Here is a 17,676-nt window from a genome sequence, read left to right as displayed (position 1 = left end):
CTCAGCGGGTCAGGTAAACGCTGCAGTTCGGCGGGACTTCTGGCACAGAACCTGCCGCTTGCGTTGACGTTGTCAGCGACACCGTGAACCCGGGGGGTGCCGGGACTGCGGCTGACCCAAAGTTGCAGAGAACCAGCACGTCGCCATTGTGGAATGCCAGGACGCCATCCTGTGGCTGGTGGACGTCCGCCCACTGGAAGGACCCGGATCCAAGCCCCTGGGCGGACCGGAACGCCAGCGCCGAACGGTAGAGCTCCAGCGTGGAACCCGCGACGCCGTCCTGCCGGTCTGCGGCCAGCTCCCGGAATGACTCCGGCTGGGGCAGCCACGGTGCTGCGGGCATGCGGCCGTCACTGCCGGCGTCGGGCGTTGCGTTTGGGGTGCCCCCCAAGCCCGCGGTGAACGCCTCGGCGAAACCGTAACCCGGCTCATCCGCTTTCCACGGAAGCGGAACGCGGCAGCCGTCACGGCCGATCTCCGCGCCTTGAGTGCGGAAGAATGTTGGATCCTGCCGGGCTTCGTCCGGGAGCGTGGTGTGCTCGGGAAGTCCCAGTTCCTCACCCTGGTACAGGTAAACGGAGCCCGGCAGCGCCAACGCGACCAGTGTGGCGGCACGCGCCCGCTGCAGTCCCAGAGCAGGGTCTGGTTGTTCGTCGCGGGCCCCGATGCCCTTGGGGAAGGTGGTGGGATCCTTGAGCCCAAATCGCGTGGTGTGGCGCACGGTGTCGTGGTTGCTTAGGACCCACGTGGATGGTGCCTCGACGGAAGCCGCGGCCAGGAGCGAGGCTTCAATGGCTTCCGCCATGCGCACGGCGTCCCAGCCGGCCAGGAGGAAATCGAAGTTGAACGCCTGCTGCATTTCGTCCTTGCGGACGTACCGGGCCAGCCGTTCAGCGGGTTCCACCCAGGCTTCGGCCACCATCATGCGATCGCCGTCGTAGGCGGCCAGCACACGGTTCCAGTCCCGGTAAATGTCGTGCACCCCCTCCTGGTCAAAGAACGGCGACGGCGGGTACACCGGCGATACGGCGCGGTGCGGTTCCTGCGCCTCGGTATGAGCGCCGGGAGCATCACCGGGCGGGGTGTGCCCGGAATCCGGCGCCGGTTCTACCGTGCCTTCCACCATTGCCGCCACGCCGTCCCAATCCGGCAGCCCTGCTTCCTTGACCATGCCGTGGGCAACATCCACACGGAATCCGTCCACGCCCCGGTCCAGCCAAAAGCGCATCACGGAGCGCATTTCCTCCTGGACCTCGGCATTGTCCCAGTTCAGGTCCGGCTGTTTGGTGTCGAAAAGGTGAAGGTACCACTCGCCGGGGGTGCCGTCCGCTTCGTCGATCCTGCTCCAGGCGGGGCCCCCGAAGATGGATCGCCAGTTGTTGGGTGCAAGGTTTCCGTCACCGGAACCAGGCACTTCGTCTTTGCCGGCCCGGAAAATGTAGCGGTTCCGCTCGCGGGAGCCGGGAGGGGAAGCCAGGGCTTCCTGGAACCACTCATGTTCGTCCGAAGTGTGGTTCGGCACGAGGTCAACGATGACCTTCAGGCCGAGGTCGTGAGCAATTCGTAACATAGCGTCGAAATCGGCCAGCGTTCCGAAAAGAGGGTCAACCTGCCGGTAGTCAGCAACGTCATATCCGCCGTCCGCCTGCGGTGATTTATAGAACGGAGATAGCCAGACTGCGTCCACTCCAAGCCGTTGCAGATAGGGTAAACGGGCTGTAATTCCGCGGAGATCACCCATTCCATCGCCATTGCCGTCGGCGAAGGAACGCGGATAGACCTGATAGACGGCGGCGCTTGCCCACCATGACTTTACCCTTGAGGCGGGGGTGGGAACGGGTGAGTGGTGCATTTGGTTCCTCTCAGGTAACTTTTTGATGTAAACGCTTGCATTTCTTCCGGCAACGTTACTAGTGTGATGGTCACCACATCAACCGCACTCTCTACTTTCTTGTCACTCAGCGAGGAGCCTCAAGCGATGAAATCCCGTAAGTTCTTACTCCCGGCAGCAACTGCCGGCATTTTGGCCCTGACGCTCTCCGCCTGCGCCGGCGGTGGCGGCGGGGGCACCACAGGCGGCGGCGATGCCGAAGCCAACCTCGAGGGCCGCGGCCCCATCACGTACGTGCAGGGCAAGGACAACAGCAACGTTGTCCGTCCGCTTCTGGACAAATGGAACGCAGCCCACCCCGACGAGCAGGTGACGTTCAAGGAACAGACCGATCAGGCCGACCAGCAGCATGACGACCTCGTCCAGAACTTCCAGGCAAAGAACGAAAACTATGACGTCGTCAGCGTGGACGTTGTGTGGACGGCCGAGTTCGCGGCCCGCGGCTGGCTGCAGCCGCTCGAGGGCGACATGGCAATCGACACCGCCGGCATGCTTGAGCCCACGATCGAAGCCGGCTCCTACCAGGACAAGCTCTACACCGCTCCCGTCTCCTCGGACGGCGGCATCCTTTATTACCGCAAGGACCTGGTCCCCACACCCCCCAAGACCTGGGACGAAATGATGGAGATGTGCTCCATCGCCAAGGCTAACAACATCGGTTGCTACGCCGGTCAGTTCAAGCAGTACGAGGGCCTGACGGTCAACGCCTCCGAAGCCATCAACTCCGCCGGTGGTTCCGTGCTGGACGACGCAGGAAAGCCGAGCCTCACTACGCCTGAGGCCGAGGAAGGCCTGAACAACCTTGTTGAGGCGTTCGCGAACGGCAACATCCCGGCCGAAGCCATCACGTACCAGGAGGAAGAAAGCCGCCGCGCATTCCAGGACGGCAACCTGCTCTTCCTGCGCAACTGGCCCTACGTTTACAACCTGGCCACCACTGAAGGCTCCTCCAAGGTGAAGGACGTCCTGGGCATGACTGCCCTGCCGGGCAAGGATGGCCCCGGCGCTTCGTCCCTCGGCGGCCACAACGCAGCCGTCAGTGTCTACTCCAAGAACAAGGCCACGGCACGGGACTTCGTGAAATTCCTGATCGAAGAAGAGCAGCAGAAGTTCTTCGCCACGCAGGGCTCGCTGGCTCCGGTCCTCGGCGCACTGTATGAGGACCAGGAACTGGTGGCGAAGCTGCCGTACCTGCCGGTGCTGAAGACTTCCATCGAGAACGCCGTGCCCCGCCCGGTTACCCCGTTCTACCCCGCAGTCACCCAGGCTATCCAGGAGAATGCATACTCTGCACTGAAGGGTGAGAAGTCCGCGAAGCAGGCTCTGGCCGATATGCAGAGCTCCATCGAGTCCGCTGGCGCGGGATCGTAACTTCGTTATGGCAACCGAATTGGGCCCGACGCCGGTAAAAGGGCCGGCGTCGGGCGGTACCCCGATCCACCACGCACCCAAGGGTGTGGGGGAAGACAATAAGATCCTGAGCCAGGGCAAGTGGGCTTCCTGGCTCCTTGCCCCCACCATCATCGCGCTGGGCATTGTGATCGTTTATCCGATCATCAGCGCCATTGTTATGTCCCTCCAAAAGGACGCCGGCCTGGATCCCGCCACCGGGCTGTTCACGGCCGGCGGCCCGGCCGGCATTCAAAACTATGTGAACTGGCTTGGCCAGCAGTGTGCAGCCCCAGGCGGCGGAACCGTCGCCTGTCCTCCGGGAACCTTGGGCGGACAGTTCTGGACGGCAACGGGAACCACGTTCTTCTTCACGGTTGTCACCGTGACATTTGAGACCGTTCTTGGCTTCTGGATGGCGATGATCATGGCCCGGACCTTCAAGGGGCGGAGCATTGTCCGTGCAGCCGTTCTGGTGCCATGGGCCATCCCCACGGCCGTGACGGCCCAGCTGTGGCTCTTCATCTTCGCGTTCGAAGGCATCGCCAACAAACTGTTCAACGCCTCCATCCTCTGGACAGGCAGCGAGTGGCCGGCCAAATGGGCTGTCATCATCGCGGATACGTGGAAGACCACGCCGTTCATGGCCCTGCTGATCCTGGCAGGCCTGCAGATGATCCCGGCCGATGTCTATGAGGCTGCCAAGGTGGACGGCGCGTCAGCATGGCAGCGGTTCCGCATGATCACCCTTCCGCTGGTCAGGCCGGCGCTGATGGTGGCCATCCTGTTCCGGACGCTGGATGCACTGCGCATGTTTGACCTGCCGTACATTCTGACGCAGGGTGCGAACAACACCACCACGCTGTCCATCCTGGTGATTAATCAGATCAGGCAAGGCTTCAACTCGGCCGCTGCCTTGTCCACGATTACGTTCATCATCATCTTTCTGGTCGCTTTCATCTTCGTCCGCTTCCTCGGCGCGAACGTTGTGGAACAAAGCGGCGCAACCGGTAAGGGGAAGAAATGACCTCGGCTACAGCCACGGAGTTGCGTGCCCGGCAGGACAAGGGACGCAAGACCGCCCAGAACCGGGAGAAATGGGCGCAGGGGCGAACGTACATCAGCGCCGCCGTTATTTTGATCTGGTGCCTGGCCCCGGCGTACTGGATGGTGGTGACCGCGTTCCGGGAGGTGGGCTTTACTTACGACACGTCGATCCTTCCCACCCACGTCACGATGGACAACTTCGCGACGGCGTTCGACACGTCCTTCGGCAACCGCTTCGGGCAGGCACTGCTCAACAGCGTAATCATCGGCACGGTGGTCACCGTGGTTTCGTTGGTGATCGGAGTTTTTGCCGCCTATGCACTTGCCCGGCTGAATTTCCGGTTCAAGTTCCTGGTGCTGGGCTTCATCCTGGGCGCTTCGATGTTCCCCGGCGTCGCCCTGATCACCCCGCTGTTCCAGCTCTTCACCAACATTGGCTGGATGGGTACATACCAGGCGCTGATCATCCCAAACATCTCGTTTGTGCTTCCCCTGACCGTTTACACGCTGACTTCCTTCTTCCGCGAAATGCCGTGGGAATTGGAGGAATCAGCCAGGGTGGATGGCTGTACGCAGGGTCAGGCGTTCCGCAAGGTGATCATGCCGCTCGCCGCACCGGCCATTTTCACAACGGCAATCCTGGCCTTCATCTCCTCGTGGAATGAATTCCTGATCGCCAGCCAGCTGTCCAACGAAGCGACCCAGCCTGTGACAGTGGCCATTGCCAGCTTTGCAGGGGCACAACCGAACCAGATCCCCTACACGGCGATTATGGCCGCGGGAACCATCGTTACTATTCCCTTGGTGATACTGGTGCTGGTACTCCAGCGCAAGATCATCGCCGGCCTGACGGCAGGTGCCGTCAAGTGACGCAGTCTTCAGGGCAGGGCGGGCCGAACGAGGGTCTCGTCCGCCCTGAGCGCCGGCGCGCCCGGTCCGGCGAGGACTTTGACATCATCATCGGTTTCCTGGGTTTCTGGGCCGTGGTCCTGGTCGTGGTCACGGTCTGGCTGGAGGTAACCGGACAACCCGCACTGTGGTGGGCCCTTGGCCTGCTGGCCACACTCCTGGCGATCTACGGAATGGTGCGGCTCCGCAGGAAGCTGCCGGACCGGAGGTAACGCCCCACGGTGATTCCGCCGCCGGCTGTCCCTTTGCTCAGGTAACACTGCGAAGCAGGGCGGCGGTCAAAATACTATGGCGTGGGGGTATCGCACTAGAGCAGGGGCGTACTCCTGCAGGGAGTACATGAGGGGACACCGTGGCACGCACATCTGAAAGGTCCCAACGGGGCGGCCACAGTGGCGTCAGCATCGAGGATGTGGCAGCCGCAGCGGGAGTGTCCACAGCCACCGTCTCACGGGCGGTGCGTGGACTGCCACGGGTGTCACCCGCCACCCGCGAGAAGATCCTCGAAGTGGCCGGCGAACTCGGCTACGTGGCCTCATCTTCGGCATCCGGGCTCGCCACCGGACGCACCAAGACCATCGGGGTGCTGGCGCCCTTCGTGAGCAGGTGGTTCTTCTCCAAGGCCATCGAGGGCGCCGACCGGGAACTCCACGCCCGCAACTACAACCTGTCCCTGTTCAACCTGGGCGGCCACGGCAGCAATCGGGAGCGGCTTTTCAGCAAGACCATGGTCTACAAGCAGATCGATGCGCTGCTGGTGCTGTGTATGGCCCTCACCCATGAAGAACTGGACCATTTGCAAAAAATCGACATCCCGTTGGTGGTGGTGGGCGGCCATGTTGAAGAATGCGCCTATATCGGCATTGATGACTACGCCGCCGCCTCCACTGCCGTCCGGCACCTGATCGACCTGGGGCACCGCGACATTGCCTTAGTCCACGGCGACGACGAAACCGACCTGAACTTCGACGTTCCCCGGGTCCGCATCCTGGCTTTTAAGGACGTAATGCAGGGCGCCGGCCTGCCCACCCGCCCCGAATGGGATGAATGGGGGGACTTCACCGTCCGCAGCGGCCAGGAGGCTTTCCGCCGGCTATGGGCCCGTCCCGGGGACAAACCCACTGCCATCTTCTGCGCCTCGGACGAAATGGCCATGGGTGTCATCTTCGAGGCGGCCCGGCTGGGGGTCCGCGTTCCTGAAGAGCTCTCCGTCGTGGGAATCGATAACCACGATTTCGCCGACGCAATGGGCCTGACCACGGTGGGCCAGCGCCCGGACGAGCAGGCTGAGCTTGCCACCAAAATGCTGCTGGACGAACTCGACGGCGTGACGGGGGCGGTGCGCTCCGCCGTGGCACCGCATGAACTCATCATTCGGAGAACGACGGCGCCGCCGCGCGGCTAGGAAGCCCTGGCCAGCTGCCTGATGGGGATCCACCGCGACGCCAGCCGACGGTATGCTGCCGCTGCGCCGGTCATGTCACCCTCGGCGAGGCACTCGATTCCCAGCCTGATATCCATCGGTGACTCGTCCGGATACACTTTATCCGCCACGGCCCCGTAATCCAGCTCCACCATGGAATTGACGTGAAACAGCTCAAGCCACTCCGTGAGCTGGGCGAGATCGTCCAGCATGTCCAGGTCCGGGGCCGCCAAGGCAAGGTTGGCTACAGCGTAGCGTGCCCGTTCCATGGCGTCGGTGATGGGGGCCCAGACGCGGACGGTGAGGATCCGCCCGCCGGACTCCACGACGTCCTTGCGGTCGCCTTCCATAAACAGCGAGAACCAGCTGAACGGAATGCCCCAGGTTGAAGCGCGGGTATGGACCCGGATGGATCCGTCGCGGGCCTTGACGAGGTCGATGCGTTCCTGGTGCTTGTCCCGCTGTTCTTCCGGAATCAGCATTTCAGCGAGGGGGCCGTGGATGCCTTCCATCAGGGCGTTGGCTGCCAGGCCGGCCCGCAGCACCAGCTGGCTGGGGCAGTAGAGCAGCACGGGGTCCGCACCCGCACTTGGCTGAGCGCCAGCGCCGCCGTCGGACGTTCCCGTTGCCGGGGCATCTTCGGGCAATGCCGGCGGCGGCACGCCGGGAGCGGTGGTGACCCGGACCAGGTCGGTGCGGCCAGTGGGGAAAGGATCGCCGCCGGCCCGGGTGATCCGGCCAAGGGACGCGAGCAGCTCGGCGTTTTCCACCGCTGCGCGGGAGGCGGTGCGGGCGCCAGCCGCCCGGATGGCCTCGCGCTGGTCCTCGGGAAAGGCGTCCAGGGGTTCGTAGACGCGCAGGGTGGAGGAAAAGGGCAGGCCCGCCTGGCCACGGTAGAGGTTTCCGGTCATCGTTTCCCCCTTTCGGCGGTCCATGGCTGCAGCATCAGTCTGCCAGATCCACCAGCACGGGTGCGTGGTCCGAGGCGCCCTTGCCTTTACGTTCCTCGCGGTCGATCGAAGCGCCGGTCACCCTCGCGGCCAGTGCCGGGGAGGCCAGGATGAAGTCGATCCGCATGCCCTCCTTTTTGGGGAAACGCAGCTGCGTGTAGTCCCAGTACGTGTAGACGCCGGGACCGGGGGTGTAGGGGCGTACGACGTCGGTGAAGCCAGCCTCTTCAAAAGCATGGAAGGCCGCGCGCTCCGGCGGGCTGACATGGGTGTACCTGTTGTTCACGAAGAGGTCGATGTCCCAGACGTCGTCGTCAAAGGGTGCGATGTTCCAGTCACCCATCAGGGCAACCTGTGCGTGGGGGTCGGCGGTGACGAGGCCCTGCGCGTGGGTCTTGAGGCTTTCGAGCCACTTGAGCTTGTACGGCATGTGCTCGTCGTCGAGCGACCGGCCGTTAGGGATATACAGGCTCCAGACCCGAACGCCGCCGCACGTGGCAGCCATGGCACGGGCCTCCTGGACGGGATCCTTTCCGGCCTTGCCGAATGCAGGCTGGTCCAGGAATGTCCGTTCCACGTCTTCGAGGCCCACACGGGAGGCGATGGCCACGCCGTTCCACTGGTTCACGCCGAAGTGGGCCACCTCGTAGCCCATCCGCTCGAACAGTTCCCACGGGAAGTTCTCGTCCTTGCACTTGGTTTCCTGGATGGCCAGGACATCGCAGTCAGTGCGCTGCAGCCACGCCTCGACGCGGTCGGCGCGGGCACGGAGAGAATTCACATTCCAGGTAGCAATCTTCACAGTCCTAACTTACCGAACTTGGGCGCCCGGCATAGCCCACGACGGCCGAGCGCTGCTGGCTATGCCGGGTCGGCTGCAATCTGCATAGACGGGGTACTAGGGCGCGGACACGCCGTTGCCTTGCTCCAGGGTGGTCCACTTGCACCGGCACGGTGCCCCGCGACGGCGGTGCCACAGCGAATGACAGCGGCGCCGCACGGCCTCCGGGCGTGCTCTGGAATTTAGTAGGAAGTCCGAGTATATTCGCTTGCAGAGATGACCTGGATCACAATGCGAAGGAGCATTCAGCCATGGTGCGCGAACTTTCCCATTACGTAGCCGGCCGTAGGATCGGCGGGACATCCGGCCGTTACAGCGACGTCTTTGATCCCTGCGAGGGTAAAGTCCAGGCCCGCGTGCCACTGGCCAGCCGGGAGGAAGTGCAGAACGCGGTTGCCGCCGCGGAGAAGGCCCAGCCGGAGTGGGGCGCCATGAACCCGCAGCGACGCGGCCGGATCCTGCTGAAGTTCGTGGACCTGGTTAACCAGAACCTGGACGAGCTCGCCACCCTGCTCTCCTCCGAGCACGGCAAGACCCTCGCCGACTCCAAGGGCGACATCCAGCGTGGCATCGAAGTGGTGGAGTTCGCGGCCGGTGCCCCGCATCTGATGAAGGGCGAATTTTCCGAGGCTGGCGGAGACATCGACGTCCACTCGCTTCGCCAGCCCCTGGGCGTCGTCGCGGGCATCACGCCCTTCAACTTCCCGGCCATGATTCCGCTGTGGAAGTCCGGACCGGCCCTCGCCGCCGGAAACGCCTTTATCCTCAAGCCCTCCGAACGGGACCCGTCAGTGCCCCTGCGCCTGGCCGAACTGTATTCCGAAGCGGGCGTCCCGGACGGCGTGTTCAACGTCATCAACGGAGACAAGGAAGCCGTTGACGCCCTCCTTGAAGATCCGAGGGTCAAAGCCATCGGCTTTGTGGGCTCCACACCCATCGCCCAGTACATCTACGCCACCGCCGCCGCCCACGGGAAACGCGCCCAATGCTTCGGCGGGGCCAAGAACCACATGGTGATCATGCCGGACGCCGACCTGGACATGGCCGCCGACGCCCTGATCGGAGCCGGCTACGGCTCTGCCGGCGAACGCTGCATGGCCATTTCCGTGGCCGTCCCGGTGGGGGAGGAAACGGCCAACATGCTGGTGGCTAAACTCCAGGACCGCATCAAGGGGCTCAAAGTAGGCCACAGCTTGGCCAAGGACTCGGACTTCGGCCCGGTCGTGGCGCCGGGCGCCAAGGACAGGATTGAGGGCTACATCCGGTCAGGAGTTGAGGAAGGCGCCACCCTGCTGGCGGACGGACGCGGCCTCACCGTGGATGGCTACGACGACGGGTTCTGGCTGGGCCCGACGCTCTTTGACCACGTCACCAAGGACATGAAGATCTACCAGGAGGAGATCTTCGGGCCGGTCCTGAGCGTGCTCCGCGCCACCGACTACGACGAAGCACTGCGCCTGTGCAGCGAGCACGAGTTCGGCAACGGCGTGGCCATCTTTACCCGCGACGGTGATGCCGCGCGGGACTTCGCCAGCCGCGTGGAGGTGGGCATGGTGGGCATCAACGTCCCCATCCCGGTCCCGATCGCGTACTACACCTTCGGCGGCTGGAAGGCCTCCGGCTTCGGCGACCTCAACCAGCACGGCGCCGACGCTTTCCGTTTCTACACCAAGACCAAGACCGTCACCACGCGCTGGCCTTCCGGGATCCGCCAGGGCGCCAGCTTCGTGATGCCGGAAGGAAGCTGATGGCCGGTTTGCCAGGAGCGGAGCAGGGATCCGGTCACGAGGTCCTGTTCGAGAGGCGCGGCCATCTGGGCGTGGTCACCCTCAACCGCCCCAAGGCCGTCAACGCGCTGAACGCCGGCATGGTGGCCGCCATGCTGGATCAGCTCACCGCCTGGGCGGCCGACGACGGTGTGGCCACCATCCTGGTGCAGGGCGCCGGGGAGCGGGGCCTCTGCGCCGGAGGCGACATCGTCGCCATCTACCGGGACATCCTCGCCGGAGGCACGCAGACCGCCGCCTTTTGGCAGGACGAGTACCGCCTGAACTCCCTTATTGCCGGCTACCCGAAGCCCTATGTGGCCTTCATGGACGGGCTGGTGCTCGGTGGCGGTGTGGGGATCTCGGCCCACGGCTCCCTCCGCGTGGTCACCGAGCGGACCCGGACCGGCATGCCCGAGACCACCATTGGATTTGTGCCCGACGTCGGCGGGACGTGGCTGCTGGCGAAGTCACCGGGGGAAGGGGGTACCCATGCCGCGCTGACAGGCGCGCACCTCAGCGGCGCGGATGCCCTGTTTTTGGGCCTGGCGGACCATTATGTCCCCTCGGAGAACCTTTCCGGACTGGCGGTGGCGCTTGAAAGCGAAACCGCGGAAGCCGCCGTCGTACGGTTCAGCCAGCCGGCCCCGCCCTCGGAGCTGGAGGCACAGCGCAGCTGGATCGACCCCTGCTACGCCAGCAATGACGCAGAGGAGATCCTTCGCCGGCTCCGTACCCTGGGCGGGGATACCGGGGGAGAAGCGGCCGCGGCCACCATTGAGGCGAAGTCGCCCACTGCCGTGAAGGTGACTTTGGAGTCCCTCCGCAGGGCCAATGGATTGACCTTGGATGAAGCACTGGCACAGGAATACCGGGTGGGTCTCAGGTGCCTGGCCGGTCCTGACTTCCGCGAGGGGATCCGGGCGCAGGTGGTGGATAAGGACCGCACCCCGCGCTGGAAGCCCGCCACGCTCGCGGAGGTGCGCGCGGCCGACGTCGAACGATTCTTTGCGCCCCTGGGCGACCTTGAACTCAACCTTCAGCCAAAGGAGACTGACCATGTCTGAGAACCCCACCGTCGCCTTCCTGGGCCTGGGCCACATGGGCGGGCCAATGGCCGTGAACTTGGTCAAGGCCGGCTACGGCGTGGCCGGCTACGATGTGGTGCCCGCAGCGCTTGAGGCCGCGGCAGCCCACGGCGTCCCCACTGTTCCCGGCCCTTTGGACGCAGTGGCCGGAGCCGACGTCGTCCTGACCATGTTCCCCAGTGGCCAGCATGTCCTGGACGCCTACCGCGGGGTGGACGGACGGCCCGGACTGCTGGTGGCAGCCAAGCCGGGAACCCTGTTCCTGGACTGCTCAACCATTAACGTGGACGAGGCGCGGGAAGCCGCCTCGCTCGCCGTCGCCGCCGGCCACCGCTCGGTGGACGCCCCTGTCTCCGGCGGCGTGGTAGGCGCCGAGGCGGGCACGCTGACGTTCATGGTGGGCGGCGAAGCGGAAGATTTCGAAGCCGTGCGGCCGCTGCTTGAGGTGATGGGCAAACGCGTGGTCCACTGTGGCGGACACGGCGGCGGCCAGGCCGCGAAAATCTGCAACAACCTCATCCTCGGGGTCTCCATGATCGCGGTGAGCGAGGCGTTTGTCCTGGGCGAGAAGCTGGGACTCACGCATCAGGCCCTGTTCGACGTCGCCTCCGCGGCGTCAGGACAGTGCTGGGCGCTGACCACCAACTGCCCGGTTCCCGGTCCGGTCCCCACGAGCCCTGCCAACCGCGATTACCAGCCGGGCTTCGCCGGGGCACTGATGGCGAAGGACCTCAAACTGGCACTGAATGCCTTGCAAAGCACGGGCGTGGCGGCCCGGCTGGGTCCACTCGCCTCGGAAATCTACGATACGTTTGCCGCTGAAGGCGGAGCAGGCCGGGACTTCTCCGGGATCATCACGGACATCCGCGACAAGTCCCAGGGAACCCCAAACGACGGGAGTCAGGCATGACGGAATACACGAACATCCTGGTGGAACAGCGGGGCCGGGTAGGCCTGGTCACGCTCAACAGGCCGGAGGCCCTCAACGCCCTGGACAAAGCCACCATGGAGGAGCTCGTGGCAGCAGTCACCGCCATGGACGCAGACCCCGGCGTTGGAGCGGTGGTGATCACCGGCTCCGGCAAGGCCTTTGCCGCCGGCGCCGATATCAAGGAAATGGCTGCGCAAGGTTACATGGAGATGTTCGCCGCCGACTGGTTCCGCGGCTGGGAGGACTTCACGCGGCTGCGCATTCCCACTATTGCCGCAGTCTCCGGCTTTGCGCTGGGCGGCGGGTGCGAACTGGCCATGATGTGCGATCTCATCATTGCCGGTGACAACGCCAAGTTCGGCCAGCCGGAGATCAACCTCGGCGTGCTGCCGGGCATGGGCGGCTCCCAGCGCCTCACCCGCGCCGTGGGCAAGGCGAAGGCCATGGACATGATCCTGACCGGACGCTTCATCGGCGCGGAGGAGGCTGAACGCTGCGGACTCGTCTCACGCGTGGTTCCCGCCGAGAACGTAGTGGAGGAGGCCCTGAAAGCTGCCGAAGTCATTGCGTCCAAATCCAAGCCGGTGGCCATGCTGGCGAAGGAAGCCGTGAACGCCGCCTTTGAAACCGGCCTGGCCCAAGGTGTCCTGTTCGAACGCCGGATCTTCCACTCGTTGTTCGCCAGCGAGGACCAAAAAGAAGGCATGGCCGCCTTTACGGAGAAGCGCCAGCCCGACTTCAGCCACCGCTGACGGGCAGTTACGGAGCCACCGACATGGATTCACGGTAGGCGGCGACGTCGGCCGCCAGCTCCTCCGCCATGAGGTGGTTGTTGATCACGACGGCGGTCCATGCCCCTGCCGCCGCGGACGCCAGGACCTGGGCGCGCATGTCCGTCACGTTGCCCGCAGCCCACACGCCCGGGACGGCGGTGGCGCCGTCGGCGTCGGTCTCGAGGTAGTCGCCCACCCCCATCGGATGCGGTATCGCTGCCAGGCCCAGGCCGACAAAAGCGTCCAACCTTGCCCGGACCTGGGGTCCAACCACCACGGCGTCAACTCCGACCTCGGGCCCGCCGGCCAGGGCCACACCGCGTAGCTTGTCCTGCTCTATCCGAAGTGATTCGACGGCGCCGGCCACTACTTTGATGCCCCTGGCCGCCAGTTGCTCCAGCTCGTCCCCGGTTGGCTCGGTGAGGTCGTTCAGGAAAAGGGTGATGTTGCCGCTCCACTGCCGAAACAGCAGGGCCTGGTGGACGGACCACGGTCCGTTGCCCAGGATGCCGATGGCTTGGTCCTGCACCTCCCAGCCGTGGCAGAAGGGGCAGTGCAGCACATCCCTCCCCCAGCGCTCGCGGAGCCCGGGAATCTCCGGAAGTTCGTCCACCAGGCCGGTGGTAATCAGGAGGCGCCGGCCGCGGATCACCCTGCCATCGGCCAAGGTCACGTCGAAACCGTCTTCAGTGCTCCCCGCTGCCGCCACGGCTTGGTCCTGGATGATGCGGACGCCGTAGTGCTCGGCTTCGGCACGTCCGATCTTCAGGAGTTCGGCCGGGCTGGCGCCGTCGCGGGACAAGAACCCGTGGACACCCTGGGCAGGGGCGTTACGGGGTTCACCGGCGTCGACCACAGCCACTGAGCGGCGTGAGCGGCCCAGCATCTGTGCGGCACTCAGGCCCGCCGGCCCGCCACCGATGATCAGGACGTCGTAGGAAGTGTCATTTTCTGTGCTCATGCCTCAATGCTCTGCGGTGGGTGGAAGAACTGGCAAAGGAATTTGCTGGAATGGCAAACTGGAGGCATGGAAGACCAATTGGACGATGTCCTTGCGGCCGTGGGTCCGCGGCTTAGGGCGCTCCGCCTCAGCAGCAACACCACGCTGGCAGTGCTCGCCGAAGCCACCGGGATTTCGGTCAGTACGCTGTCCAGGCTGGAATCAGGGCAGCGCCGCCCCAACCTTGAGCTGCTCCTGCCGCTGGCCAAAGCGCATCGTGTGCCGCTGGATGAGTTGGTGGGTGCTCCGGCCACCGGGGATCCGCGGCTGCACCTGCGCCCGATCGTCCGCCGGGGCATGACTATTATTCCGCTGACGAGGCGGCCCGGCGGCATCCAGGCCTACAAGCACATCCTCCCGGCCGGCCAGACGGAGGCGCCGAATCCCCAGGTCCACGAGGGGTACGAATGGTTGTATGTGCTCAACGGCAGGCTCAGGATGGTACTGGGCGGCCAGGACCTCGTCATGGAACCTGGCGAAGCAGCTGAATTCGATACCCGTGTTCCGCACTGGTTCGGCCGGGCGGATACGGGGGCGGTGGAGTTCCTCAGCCTTTTCGGAACCCAGGGGGAGCGCATGCACGTGAGGGCCCGGCCCGGTTCCTCCTAGACTCGAAGGAGGCGGGGATCCCCGCTTGAACAGATGGCTGCCCAGTGGAATGGGGAATTGGCATGTGGGGAACGGGCGTCGCCGACTCTGGCTCGACGGACAACCTGGGCGGCCTCGTGGGGTTCGCGGCGCGGGGGATCGAGACCCTTGGCGAATGGGGCGTGGGGCTCTTCACGCTAGCCGAAACCGTCCTTCCGCCCATTCCCAGTGAGGTCATCCTCCCGCTGGCCGGGTATCTTGCCAAACTGGGGTCCCTCAACCTGGTCCTCGTGTTCATCACCAGCACGCTGGGTGCCTACCTGGGTGCGCTTCTGCTGTACTGGCTCGGAGCCAAGCTGGGGCTCGAGCGGTCCATCCGGGGCCTGTCGAAGCTCCCGCTCGTGGACCGGGAGGATTTCGAGAACGCAGCGGTGTGGTTCCGCCGGCACGGCAGGTCGTCGATCTTCTTCGGCCGGCTGCTCCCAGGAATACGGAGCCTCATTTCCCTGCCAGCCGGAGCCTCCAACATGCGCCTGGCCACGTTCAGCCTCTACACGCTTGCCGGGACCGGGCTGTGGAACGGTGCCCTGATAGGACTCGGCTACGCGCTGGGCACGCAGTACCAGGTGATCGAGCAGTATTCGCGCTTCCTCAACTACGCCGTGTACGCCACGCTGGGCCTGACGGCGGCGTGGCTCGTGGTCAGGAGCGTCCGGCGCAGCAAGGCTGCCAAACGCTAGGATCCGTCAGTCCGTGAAATCCCCGGCGTTCCGGCGGAAGCTGCCCAGGATCCGGATGAGCTGGTCCAGGTCCTCCTGGGCGAATCCCGACTGGCCGAACACTTCGGTGTTGAGCACCGCCGTCGCGCTTTTTGCCACGGTGCGTCCTTCCGCGGTGAGTTCGATCAGTGTGGTCCTGCCGTCGGTGGGATGCGGCGAGCGGGCTACCAGCCCGGCGCTTTCAAGGCGGTCGACGGCGTTGGTCACCGAGGTGGGATGGACCTGGAGTAAGGCGCTCGCCTTGTTCATGGGCAGCGCCCCGCTGCGGGCGAAGCTCAGCAGGGCCAACAACTCATAGCGTGCAAAGGTCAGGCCGAACGGTTTCAGGGCGCCTTCGATCCGGGCCAGCAGGATCTGCTGGGTCCGCATGATGGCCGTGATGGCTGCCATGGGCGCGGCGACATCGGCCCAGCCGTGTTCCTCCCAGTTGCGCTGGGCATCGGCGATGGGATCTCGCGGCAACGGGGCGATCATCCTTCAGCCTTTCGCCGGATGCGGTGGCCGGCGTCGGAATGGCAGGCCAGCGCGTGCTGCGTGGAAGTCGACGGTGACTGTCATGGTGGCCCTTTCGTCACGTGATGCGCATCACTGATATCCAACTCTGTGCAATATACTAGGACATCCAAGGGTTCGGAAGAGCGAAGGGACGTTAGCCCGTGCCGCCACAACGACGTGATGAAGGCGTTTTGGCCGCCCCGGTGGCGGCATCCACGGCCAAGCTGCCATTTCCGGACGCGGACCTGATGTACATCGTGGACCTGCTTCCCGAGACGGAGAAGGAACGCTACCTGGAAATCAGGGAGTTCCTGCAGGGCTCGGTGCGGCAGGCTTCCATCGAGTATTGGAACCGTGAGGAGTTCCCGTTTGGCCTCCTTGCGGAGATGGGCAAGCGGGGCCTGGGCGGGCTGCAGACGGACGGCAGTTCCAAGCTGTTCAAGGGCCTGATGTATGTCGAAGTGGCCCGGGCAGATGTATCCCTGTCGGCGCTGGTGGGCATCCACAACGAGCTGATCGTGGGGATGATCCACGAACTCGGCTCCGAGGAACAGAAGGACCGCTGGCTTCCGGGCCTGACGTCCTTTTCCCAGCTGGGGGCCTTTGCCCTGACCGAGCCGGATCACGGCTCGGACATTGCCGGCGGCCTGGCGACTTCTGCACGCCTGGAGGATGACGAATGGGTCATCAACGGCGCGAAACGCTGGATAGGGGCGGGAACCATTGCCGACTTCGCGCTGGTCTGGGCCCGCGACGACGCGGACGGGCAGATCAAGGGCTTCATAGTTGAGACGGACCGGCCCGGGTACTCGGCCACCAAGATTTCCAACAAAATCGGCCTGCGGATCATGCAGAACGCGGACATCGTCCTGGATAACGTGCGCATTCCGCAGTCCAACCTGCTGCCGGGCGCCACCGATTTCTCGAAAGCCAACGACCTCCTGCGGGATTCACGTGCCTGGGTGGGCTGGCAAGGTGCCGGCATCCAGTTGGCGACCTTCGACGTCGCCCGTTCCTACTCGCTGGCTCGGAAGCAGTTTGGCAAGGAACTGGCACGCTTCCAGCTGATCCAGCAACAACTGGCCGAAATCCTGGGCAACGCCTCCGCTGCGCTGGCCCTGATGGCACAGCTGGCCCGGATCCAGGAGGACGGCAAACTGGAAATGGTGCAGGCCGCCATGGCCAAGTCCACCTGTACCAGGCTGGCGCGGGCGTCGGTGGCCATGGGCCGTTCCATCCTGGGCGGCAACGGAATCAGCCCGGATTTCGAGATGGGAAAGCTCTTCGGCGACGCTGAAATCCTGTATACCTACGAGGGCAGCTACGAAATCAACTCGCTGATCGTGGGCCGCGGCGTCACAGGAGTGTCAGCCTTCGTTTAGCTGCACACGCGAAAACTCCCCCGTCAGTGCCCGAAAGCACCGAGGGGGAGTTCCCTTCAGACGTTACAGCGGGCGGATGTTCTCTGCCTGCGGGCCCTTGGGACCCTGGGTCACATCGAATTCGACTTTCTGGTTCTCATCCAGGGAGCGGTAGCCGCTGCTGGCAATTGCCGAGTAGTGCGCGAAAACGTCAGCGGATCCGTCATCCGGAGCGATGAAGCCAAAGCCTTTTTCGGCGTTGAACCATTTAACTGTGCCTGTTGCCATTGCTATTGCTACTTCCTTTGTAACCCTTTTCTGGTCCTGCTCCAACGGCAGGCAGAGACGGAGACTATCCCCCGCTGTTTCCAACCTAGGGGGCGGAGGGTGGGCGTGCAATAGCTGGAGTCATCAACTATTCAAGCTGTAACCTGCCGGAAACGGA

At 64.5% G+C, this 17,676-nt stretch carries 18 protein-coding genes; 12 read left to right on the top strand and 6 right to left on the bottom strand.

Annotated features, from left to right (window positions below; translation table 11 throughout):
- Window position 1: 1 nt before the first annotated feature.
- Window positions 2-1,852: a glycoside hydrolase family 13 protein gene (locus tag ACLKOZ_RS09630; RefSeq protein ID WP_436474650.1), complete on the bottom strand. Its 1,851-nt coding sequence runs from the start codon at window positions 1,850-1,852 to the stop codon at window positions 2-4.
- A 126-nt stretch (window positions 1,853-1,978) separates the two neighbouring features.
- Between ACLKOZ_RS09630 and ACLKOZ_RS09625 the strand changes: the two genes are divergently transcribed.
- From ACLKOZ_RS09625 to ACLKOZ_RS09605, 5 genes are all read left to right on the top strand, one after another.
- Complete coding sequence (locus tag ACLKOZ_RS09625) at window positions 1,979-3,262, top strand: ABC transporter substrate-binding protein (protein ID WP_436474648.1); 1,284 nt, start codon at window positions 1,979-1,981, stop codon at window positions 3,260-3,262.
- 7 nt (window positions 3,263-3,269) lie between these two features.
- Window positions 3,270-4,307, top strand: coding sequence for a carbohydrate ABC transporter permease (locus ACLKOZ_RS09620; RefSeq protein WP_436474646.1), 1,038 nt, complete (start codon window positions 3,270-3,272; stop codon window positions 4,305-4,307).
- Window positions 4,304-5,197, top strand: coding sequence for a carbohydrate ABC transporter permease (locus tag ACLKOZ_RS09615; RefSeq protein WP_436474644.1), 894 nt, complete (start codon window positions 4,304-4,306; stop codon window positions 5,195-5,197). The genes ACLKOZ_RS09620 and ACLKOZ_RS09615 overlap by 4 nt, the downstream gene beginning before the upstream one ends.
- On the top strand, window positions 5,194-5,448 hold the full coding sequence (locus ACLKOZ_RS09610) for a hypothetical protein (RefSeq protein WP_436474642.1): 255 nt from the start codon (window positions 5,194-5,196) through the stop codon (window positions 5,446-5,448). The genes ACLKOZ_RS09615 and ACLKOZ_RS09610 overlap by 4 nt, the downstream gene beginning before the upstream one ends.
- Before the next feature lie 140 nt (window positions 5,449-5,588).
- Entirely contained in the window at window positions 5,589-6,641 is a 1,053-nt protein-coding gene (locus ACLKOZ_RS09605) for a LacI family DNA-binding transcriptional regulator (protein ID WP_436474640.1), read from the top strand.
- Here ACLKOZ_RS09605 and ACLKOZ_RS09600 read toward each other — a convergent pair.
- Both ACLKOZ_RS09600 and ACLKOZ_RS09595 read right to left on the bottom strand, forming a co-directional pair.
- Window positions 6,638-7,570 (bottom strand): hypothetical protein, encoded by a 933-nt coding sequence (locus tag ACLKOZ_RS09600; protein WP_436474638.1) that lies wholly within the window; start codon window positions 7,568-7,570, stop codon window positions 6,638-6,640. The two genes, ACLKOZ_RS09605 and ACLKOZ_RS09600, sit on opposite strands and share 4 nt — an antisense overlap.
- Before the next feature lie 34 nt (window positions 7,571-7,604).
- Window positions 7,605-8,411: an exodeoxyribonuclease III gene (locus tag ACLKOZ_RS09595; protein ID WP_337347031.1), complete on the bottom strand. Its 807-nt coding sequence runs from the start codon at window positions 8,409-8,411 to the stop codon at window positions 7,605-7,607.
- Between the two features lie 290 nt (window positions 8,412-8,701).
- On the opposite strand from ACLKOZ_RS09595, the gene ACLKOZ_RS09590 reads away from it, so the two are divergent.
- The 4 genes from ACLKOZ_RS09590 to ACLKOZ_RS09575 are packed head-to-tail and all read left to right on the top strand — an operon-like array spanning window position 8,702 to window position 12,987.
- Window positions 8,702-10,198: a CoA-acylating methylmalonate-semialdehyde dehydrogenase gene (locus ACLKOZ_RS09590; RefSeq protein WP_436474636.1), complete on the top strand. Its 1,497-nt coding sequence runs from the start codon at window positions 8,702-8,704 to the stop codon at window positions 10,196-10,198.
- On the top strand, window positions 10,198-11,283 hold the full coding sequence (locus ACLKOZ_RS09585) for an enoyl-CoA hydratase/isomerase family protein (protein WP_436474634.1): 1,086 nt from the start codon (window positions 10,198-10,200) through the stop codon (window positions 11,281-11,283). Before ACLKOZ_RS09590 ends, ACLKOZ_RS09585 begins: the two co-directional genes overlap by 1 nt.
- Window positions 11,276-12,214 carry a 3-hydroxyisobutyrate dehydrogenase gene (mmsB, locus tag ACLKOZ_RS09580; RefSeq protein WP_337347028.1) on the top strand — a complete coding sequence of 313 codons (939 nt, stop codon included), beginning with the start codon at window positions 11,276-11,278 and terminating at the stop codon, window positions 12,212-12,214. Before ACLKOZ_RS09585 ends, mmsB begins: the two co-directional genes overlap by 8 nt.
- Entirely contained in the window at window positions 12,211-12,987 is a 777-nt protein-coding gene (locus ACLKOZ_RS09575) for an enoyl-CoA hydratase (protein ID WP_337351812.1), read from the top strand. Before mmsB ends, ACLKOZ_RS09575 begins: the two co-directional genes overlap by 4 nt.
- Before the next feature lie 7 nt (window positions 12,988-12,994).
- On the opposite strand, the gene ACLKOZ_RS09570 is transcribed toward ACLKOZ_RS09575, so the two are convergent.
- Window positions 12,995-13,969, bottom strand: a complete 975-nt coding sequence (locus tag ACLKOZ_RS09570) for an NAD(P)/FAD-dependent oxidoreductase (protein WP_436474631.1) — start codon at window positions 13,967-13,969, stop codon at window positions 12,995-12,997.
- 66 nt (window positions 13,970-14,035) lie between these two features.
- Between ACLKOZ_RS09570 and ACLKOZ_RS09565 the strand changes: the two genes are divergently transcribed.
- Both ACLKOZ_RS09565 and ACLKOZ_RS09560 read left to right on the top strand, forming a co-directional pair.
- Entirely contained in the window at window positions 14,036-14,617 is a 582-nt protein-coding gene (locus ACLKOZ_RS09565; RefSeq protein ID WP_337347025.1) for a helix-turn-helix domain-containing protein, read from the top strand.
- A 62-nt stretch (window positions 14,618-14,679) separates the two neighbouring features.
- Entirely contained in the window at window positions 14,680-15,336 is a 657-nt protein-coding gene (locus ACLKOZ_RS09560) for a DedA family protein (RefSeq protein WP_337351966.1), read from the top strand.
- Window positions 15,337-15,342: 6 nt separating this feature from the next.
- Here ACLKOZ_RS09560 and ACLKOZ_RS09555 read toward each other — a convergent pair whose 3' ends face one another.
- The gene (locus ACLKOZ_RS09555; RefSeq protein WP_337347024.1) at window positions 15,343-15,849 is read right to left on the bottom strand and encodes a MarR family winged helix-turn-helix transcriptional regulator; all 507 of its coding nucleotides are present in this window, start codon (window positions 15,847-15,849) and stop codon (window positions 15,343-15,345) included.
- A gap of 269 nt (window positions 15,850-16,118) precedes the next feature.
- Between ACLKOZ_RS09555 and ACLKOZ_RS09550 the strand changes: the two genes are divergently transcribed.
- On the top strand, window positions 16,119-17,252 hold the full coding sequence (locus ACLKOZ_RS09550) for an acyl-CoA dehydrogenase family protein (RefSeq protein ID WP_436474764.1): 1,134 nt from the start codon (window positions 16,119-16,121) through the stop codon (window positions 17,250-17,252).
- A gap of 63 nt (window positions 17,253-17,315) precedes the next feature.
- Here ACLKOZ_RS09550 and ACLKOZ_RS09545 read toward each other — a convergent pair whose 3' ends face one another.
- Window positions 17,316-17,519 (bottom strand): cold-shock protein, encoded by a 204-nt coding sequence (locus ACLKOZ_RS09545; RefSeq protein WP_013599688.1) that lies wholly within the window; start codon window positions 17,517-17,519, stop codon window positions 17,316-17,318.
- Window positions 17,520-17,676 lie beyond the last annotated feature (157 nt).

The organism is Arthrobacter sp. R4 (assembly GCF_051365025.1).
Taxonomy (GTDB): Bacteria; Actinomycetota; Actinomycetes; order Actinomycetales; family Micrococcaceae; genus Arthrobacter.
Note: the sequence above shows the minus strand (reverse complement) of the source record. Positions and strands in the feature narration are given on the sequence as shown.

Bases quoted from the DNA above. Each gene is read 5' to 3' on its own strand.
- ACLKOZ_RS09565 (WP_337347025.1), top strand. From the start codon at position 14,036: ATGGAAGACCAATTGGACGATGTCCTTGCGGCCGTGGGTCCGCGGCTT.
- ACLKOZ_RS09625 (WP_436474648.1), top strand. From the start codon at position 1,979: ATGAAATCCCGTAAGTTCTTACTCCCGGCAGCAACTGCCGGCATTTTG.
- ACLKOZ_RS09585 (WP_436474634.1), top strand. From the start codon at position 10,198: ATGGCCGGTTTGCCAGGAGCGGAGCAGGGATCCGGTCACGAGGTCCTG.
- ACLKOZ_RS09545 (WP_013599688.1), bottom strand. From the start codon at position 17,519: ATGGCAACAGGCACAGTTAAATGGTTCAACGCCGAAAAAGGCTTTGGC.
- ACLKOZ_RS09590 (WP_436474636.1), top strand. From the start codon at position 8,702: ATGGTGCGCGAACTTTCCCATTACGTAGCCGGCCGTAGGATCGGCGGG.
- ACLKOZ_RS09550 (WP_436474764.1), top strand. From the start codon at position 16,119: ATGTACATCGTGGACCTGCTTCCCGAGACGGAGAAGGAACGCTACCTG.
- ACLKOZ_RS09560 (WP_337351966.1), top strand. From the start codon at position 14,680: ATGTGGGGAACGGGCGTCGCCGACTCTGGCTCGACGGACAACCTGGGC.
- ACLKOZ_RS09555 (WP_337347024.1), bottom strand. From the start codon at position 15,849: ATGATCGCCCCGTTGCCGCGAGATCCCATCGCCGATGCCCAGCGCAAC.
- ACLKOZ_RS09600 (WP_436474638.1), bottom strand. From the start codon at position 7,570: ATGACCGGAAACCTCTACCGTGGCCAGGCGGGCCTGCCCTTTTCCTCC.
- ACLKOZ_RS09620 (WP_436474646.1), top strand. From the start codon at position 3,270: ATGGCAACCGAATTGGGCCCGACGCCGGTAAAAGGGCCGGCGTCGGGC.
- ACLKOZ_RS09575 (WP_337351812.1), top strand. From the start codon at position 12,211: ATGACGGAATACACGAACATCCTGGTGGAACAGCGGGGCCGGGTAGGC.
- ACLKOZ_RS09615 (WP_436474644.1), top strand. From the start codon at position 4,304: ATGACCTCGGCTACAGCCACGGAGTTGCGTGCCCGGCAGGACAAGGGA.
- ACLKOZ_RS09570 (WP_436474631.1), bottom strand. From the start codon at position 13,969: ATGAGCACAGAAAATGACACTTCCTACGACGTCCTGATCATCGGTGGC.
- mmsB (WP_337347028.1), top strand. From the start codon at position 11,276: ATGTCTGAGAACCCCACCGTCGCCTTCCTGGGCCTGGGCCACATGGGC.
- ACLKOZ_RS09630 (WP_436474650.1), bottom strand. From the start codon at position 1,852: ATGCACCACTCACCCGTTCCCACCCCCGCCTCAAGGGTAAAGTCATGG.